Annotated in this window: 4 protein-coding genes; 1 reads left to right on the forward strand and 3 read right to left on the reverse strand. The window is 72.3% G+C overall.

Going from position 1 to position 4,932, the window contains the following annotated elements:
* Positions 1-139: 139 nt before the first annotated feature.
* The 3 genes from rfbD to AC07A6_RS33580 form a co-directional block, all read right to left on the reverse strand.
* Entirely contained in the window at positions 140-1,054 is a 915-nt protein-coding gene (gene rfbD / locus AC07A6_RS33570) for a dTDP-4-dehydrorhamnose reductase (protein ID WP_478779634.1), read from the reverse strand.
* A gap of 87 nt (positions 1,055-1,141) precedes the next feature.
* A complete protein-coding gene (gene rfbB / locus AC07A6_RS33575) occupies positions 1,142-2,128 on the reverse strand; it encodes a dTDP-glucose 4,6-dehydratase (protein WP_362466721.1) in 987 nt (328 codons plus the stop codon).
* Between the two features lie 52 nt (positions 2,129-2,180).
* Entirely contained in the window at positions 2,181-3,248 is a 1,068-nt protein-coding gene (locus tag AC07A6_RS33580; RefSeq protein ID WP_362466718.1) for a glucose-1-phosphate thymidylyltransferase, read from the reverse strand.
* A gap of 629 nt (positions 3,249-3,877) precedes the next feature.
* Here AC07A6_RS33580 and AC07A6_RS33585 point away from each other — a divergent pair.
* Positions 3,878-4,780: a ParB/RepB/Spo0J family partition protein gene (locus AC07A6_RS33585; RefSeq protein WP_478779635.1), complete on the forward strand. Its 903-nt coding sequence runs from the start codon at positions 3,878-3,880 to the stop codon at positions 4,778-4,780.
* The last annotated feature ends 152 nt before the right edge of the window (positions 4,781-4,932 follow it).

Consider the following 4,932-nt stretch of genomic DNA (forward strand, 5'->3'; position numbering starts at 1 on the left):
GGGGGGGGGCGCACCCCCCCCCCCCCCCCCCACCACCCCCCCCCCCCCCCCCACCCACCCCCCCCCCCCCCCCCACCCCCCCCCCCCCCTCCTCCTCCCCCCCCCCCCCCCCCCGCGTCGTGGGGGCCGCGACGGCGGCTCAGGACCGGGGCAGCGCCGAGCGTCCCACCGCCCCGCACAGCGAGGGGAACGCCTCCGCCAGCGCGGCGTCCCAGCCCCGCAGCGGCTCCATCCCCGCCGCCCGCCAGCGGTCGTGGTCCAGCACGCTGTACCCCGGCCGGAGGGCCGGGCGGGCCAGCGCACGGCTGGTGGTGGGCCGCACCCGGCCGGGGTCGGCGCCGAGCAGCCGGAACGTCTCGCGGGCCAGGGCGTACCAGGTGGTGTGGCCCGAGTTGGTCGCGTGGTATACCCCGGCGGGCGCCGTGCCCGCCAGTGCCGCCGTGCCGAGCGCCGCCAGCCGGCCGGCCACGTCCGCGGTCCAGGTCGGCTGGCCGTGCTGGTCGTCGACGACCAGCACGGTGTCCCGCTCGGCTTCCAGCCGCATCATCGTGGTCACGAAGTTGGACCCGCCCGCCCCGTACAGCCAGGCCGTACGGACCACGAAGCCGGCCTCCGGCAGGAGGTCGAGCACCGCGTGCTCCCCGGCCCGCTTCGTGACCCCGTAGACGGTGGCGGGACCCGTGGGGTCGTCCTCCCGGTACGGCCGCTCCGCCGTACCGGCGAACACGTAGTCGGTGGAGAGCTGGAGCAGCACGGCCCCCAGGACACGGCAGGCCCGGGCGAGGTGGAGCGGCCCGGCGCCGTTCACCGCCATCGCGCGGGACGGCTCCGCCTCCGCTGCGTCGACAGCGGTCCACGCCGCGCAGTTGACCACCACCGCCGGGCGGTGGCGGGCGAGCGCGGCCCGCACGGCCCCCTCGTCGGTGATGTCCAGGGCGTGCCGGCCGAGCGCGGTGACCGGGGTTCCCCGGCGCCGCAGCAGGGAGGTGAGATCGCGCCCCAGCATGCCGGACGCACCGGTGACGAGCCACCGCGGGCGGGGGTACGGGGGCATGGTGTCGGTCTCCGAGGGGTGCGTACCGGGCGTCGGGAAGGGCGGAGCGGTCCGTCCGGGGCGGTCCGGCCGGGAACGGCCGGACACCTAGGACGGCGAGCGGGCCGGGAGCAGCGGCTCCCACCAGGAGCGGTGGTCCCGGTACCAGGCGACCGTGGCGGCCAGCCCGGCGTCCAGGGGGGTGGCCGGCCGGAAGCCCAGCTCCCGCTGCACCCGCGTGGAGTCGACGGAGTAGCGCCGGTCGTGGCCCTTGCGGTCCTCGACGTGCTCCACCCGGCTCCAGTCGGCCCCGCACGCCTCCAGCAGCAGCCCCACCAGCTCCCGGTTGCTCAGGGTGGTGCCGCCGCCGATGTTGTAGACGCGGCCGGCCCGGCCACGGGTGCGCACCGCCTCGATGCCCCGCACGTGGTCGTCGACGTGCAGCCATTCGCGCACGTGCAGCCCGTCCCCGTAGAGGGGCGCCCGGTGCCCGTCCATCAGCAGGGTGACGAAGCGGGGGACGAGCTTCTCGGGGAACTGGTGGGGACCGTAGTTGTTGGAGCAGCGGGTCACCCGCACGTCCAGGCCGTGGCTGACGTGGTGGGCCAGGGCCAGCAGGTCGGCGGAGGCCTTGGACGCGGAGTAGGGGCTGTTGGGGCGCAGCGGTTCGTCCTCGGTCCACGAGCCGCGCTCGACGGAGCCGTAGACCTCGTCCGTGGACACCTGGACGAAGGGCGCCGCCCCGTGCCGCAGCGCCGCGTCCAGCAGGACCTGGGTGCCGTGCACGTTGGTCCGCACGAAGGCGGAGGCGTCCAGCAGCGAGCGGTCGACGTGGGACTCGGCGGCGAAGTGCACGACCTGGTCCTGCCCCGCCATCACCCGGTCGACCAGGTCCGCGTCGCAGATGTCGCCGTGCACGAACCGGTGGCGGGGGTGGTCGCGCACGGCGGCCAGGTTGGCCGGGTTGCCCGCGTAGGTCAGGGCGTCCAGCACGGTCACCACCACGTCGGGAGGCCCGTCGGGCCCGAGCAGGGTGCGGACGTAGTGGGAGCCGATGAAACCGGCCCCTCCGGTGACGAGCAGATGTGTGGTCATGGCAGCGGGCTCCGCTTTCCGGGTCGGACGGTCGGCACGAGGGGAGGGCGCGTCACGAGGAGATCTGGGCCCTGCTGTGGTCGCCCAGCACGAGCCGGTGGGCGTGCGGCACCGGCGGCGCGGACGTCACCTGCACGTGCCGGCCGATGAGGGACGCCTCGATGCGCCGCACGCCGGAGATCGAGGCGCCGCGCAGCACGATGGAGAACTCCACCTCGCTGTCCTCGAGCACGCAGTCCTCGGCGATGGAGGTGAAGGGTCCCACGTAGGACCCGCTCACGACCGTGCCCGCGCCGATCACCGCGGGGCCGACCACCCGGGAGTTGCGCACCTCGGCGCCCCCCTCGACCTGGACGCGGCCGATGAGGTCGCTGTGCTCGTCCACCAGCCCGTCGCAGCGCGCCTCGGTCTCCTCCAGGACGAGCCGGTTCACCTCCAGCATGTCGGCCACGTTGCCGGTGTCCTTCCAGTAGCCCGTGATCTGCGTGCTGCGCACGTCCCGGCCGGCCTCGATCAGCCACTGCACCGCGTCGGTGATCTCCAGCTCCCCGCGCCAGGAAGGCTTGATGGCCCGCACGGCCTCGTGGATGGCGGGGGAGAAGAGGTACACCCCGACCAGGGCGAGGTCGCTCTTGGGGCGGACCGGCTTCTCCTCCAGCCCGCGCACCCGCCCCGAGGCGTCCAGCTCGGCGACCCCGAAGGAGCGGGGGTCGGACACGTGGGTGAGCAGCAGGTGCGCGTCCGGCCGGACGGCCCGGAAGTCCCGGATCGGGCCCTCGATGCCCCCCACCACGAAGTTGTCGCCGAGGTACATGACGAAGTCGTCCGCGCCCAGGTATTCACGGGCGACCAGTACGGCGTGCGCGAGTCCCTGCGGTTTCGGCTGCGGGATGTACGTCACGTCGAGACCGAATTTCGAGCCGTCTCCCACGGCGTCGGTTATTTCACCGAAGGTGTCACCGACGACGATGCCGACATCGGTGATCCCGGCCGCGGCGATGGCCTCCAGCCCGTAGAAAAGTACCGGCTTGTTGGCGACGGGCACCAATTGCTTGGCAGAGGTGTGCGTGATGGGCCTGAGGCGAGTGCCGGATCCGCCGGCCAGTACGAGCGCTTTCATGTCGTTCTCCCTGCGTGGTCGTGGAGGCACGGGTTCGGGGATCTGCCGGGGAGATGTCCGTCACCGGACAGTGGCGAGAAACGTTCGATGGTCTGGCGCGTTCCCGTCGCCCTGTTCATTCTTTGGCGTCAAAAATGCGCTCTTCGGATACGAGATCGGTTGTCCGGAATGGCTGAAAAGCGAGGTGATAGGCGCATGGTGCCAGTGGGGCTTACCGGTCCGGTGTGGCCTGCACCCCTCGGTGTGGCCCGTGCCCCCCGGTGCGGCCTGCGAGGAAGGGGTGAGGAGCCCGGCGCTCTGCTCGCGCGGGGGCGGCGAATATCGGCCACTTGGTAAAGCTTTCGTCAAGCGGTTATAGGTGCTAAGCATATACCGGGTGAAAGATCGAAGGCGCTGCCCGTGCCGCCGTGAATACCTTGGCGACCGAAGGATAGGTAATGGATCCTGTTTTAGGTAACAATCCTGTTCAAACCCGCGATCAGCCTGGGGGATACGCGGGCGTGTCCGACGAGCACCGGATGCGGTTATCTGACGTGGTCATGGTGTCCATTGATTCCCTACGGGTTTCCGACTCGCCGCGGAGTGCCGGTGAGGACGCCGAACACATTCGTACCCTCGCGGAATCCGGAGTGGAACTTCCGCCCATCGTGGTGATGTCCTCGACGAAACGCGTCATCGACGGCATGCACCGGCTGCGGGCGGCCGAACTGCGCGGCGCCGCCGAGATCGCGGTCCGGTACTTCGACGGGGAGGAGAAAGAGGCGTTCGTCCTCGCCGTCACCTGCAACATCGCCCACGGGCTGCCGCTCTCCCTCGACGACCGCAAGGCCGCCGCGACCCGCATCCTGCGCACCCACCCCCTGTGGTCCGACCGGGTCATCGGGCGGGCGACCGGCCTCTCCGCCAAGACCGTGGGGACCCTGCGGTCCTGTTCGACCGGGGGTGTTCCTCAGTCGAACGTCCGGATCGGCCGCGACGGACGGTCCCGGCCGCTGGACCCCACGGAAGGGCGGCGGCTGGCGGGCCGGCTGATCCAGGAGAACCCGTCCGCGCCGCTGCGCCAGATCGCGGCCAAGGCCGGAGTGTCCCTGGGCACCGCCTCCGACGTCCGCAAACGCCTTCGGCGCGGCGAGAGTCCGCTGCCCGGACGCGACCGCCTGCGGGAGGACGCGGCGGACGCCGAGCCGTCACCGGCCCGGATCGACCGGACCGAGAAGAGCCGGCCGTCACGGGCCCTGCTGCTGAGCCATCTCAGCCGTGACCCCTCCATACGGCTGACGGAGGACGGCCGGGTGCTGCTGCGCTGGCTCAACGTGGTGACCGTGCGCAGCCAGGACTGGGCCCGGCTGCTCGGCAACGTGCCGCCTCACCGCGTCACGGTCATCGCCGAACTCGCCCGCGGTTGCGCCGACACGTGGCGGCAGGTGGCCGAACACCTGGAGAAGGTCGCGGTGGACCTGACCAACGTCCGCACCACGGACGACGAAACGCTCGGCCAGGCGCACCGGGCCCGACTGCGGTCGGGTGCCTGAGCAGGTACCGGCCTACCCCTCCCGTACGGCCGCCCCCCGGGGGGGGGGGGGAGGGGGGGGTTTGGGGGTCGGGGGGGGGGGGAGCACAACCCAAGAGGGGAGAAACCAGGTGGAGCCGCTGAAGGAGAAGCACTCCCCCGCGCCCCTCTGTC

The organism is Streptomyces sp. NPDC044002 (assembly GCF_056434525.1).

Coding starts and splice junctions, on each gene's coding strand:
- rfbB (WP_362466721.1), bottom strand. CDS start 2,128: ATGACCACACATCTGCTCGTCACCGGAGGGGCCGGTTTCATCGGCTCC.
- rfbD (WP_478779634.1), bottom strand. CDS start 1,054: ATGCCCCCGTACCCCCGCCCGCGGTGGCTCGTCACCGGTGCGTCCGGC.
- AC07A6_RS33580 (WP_362466718.1), bottom strand. CDS start 3,248: ATGAAAGCGCTCGTACTGGCCGGCGGATCCGGCACTCGCCTCAGGCCC.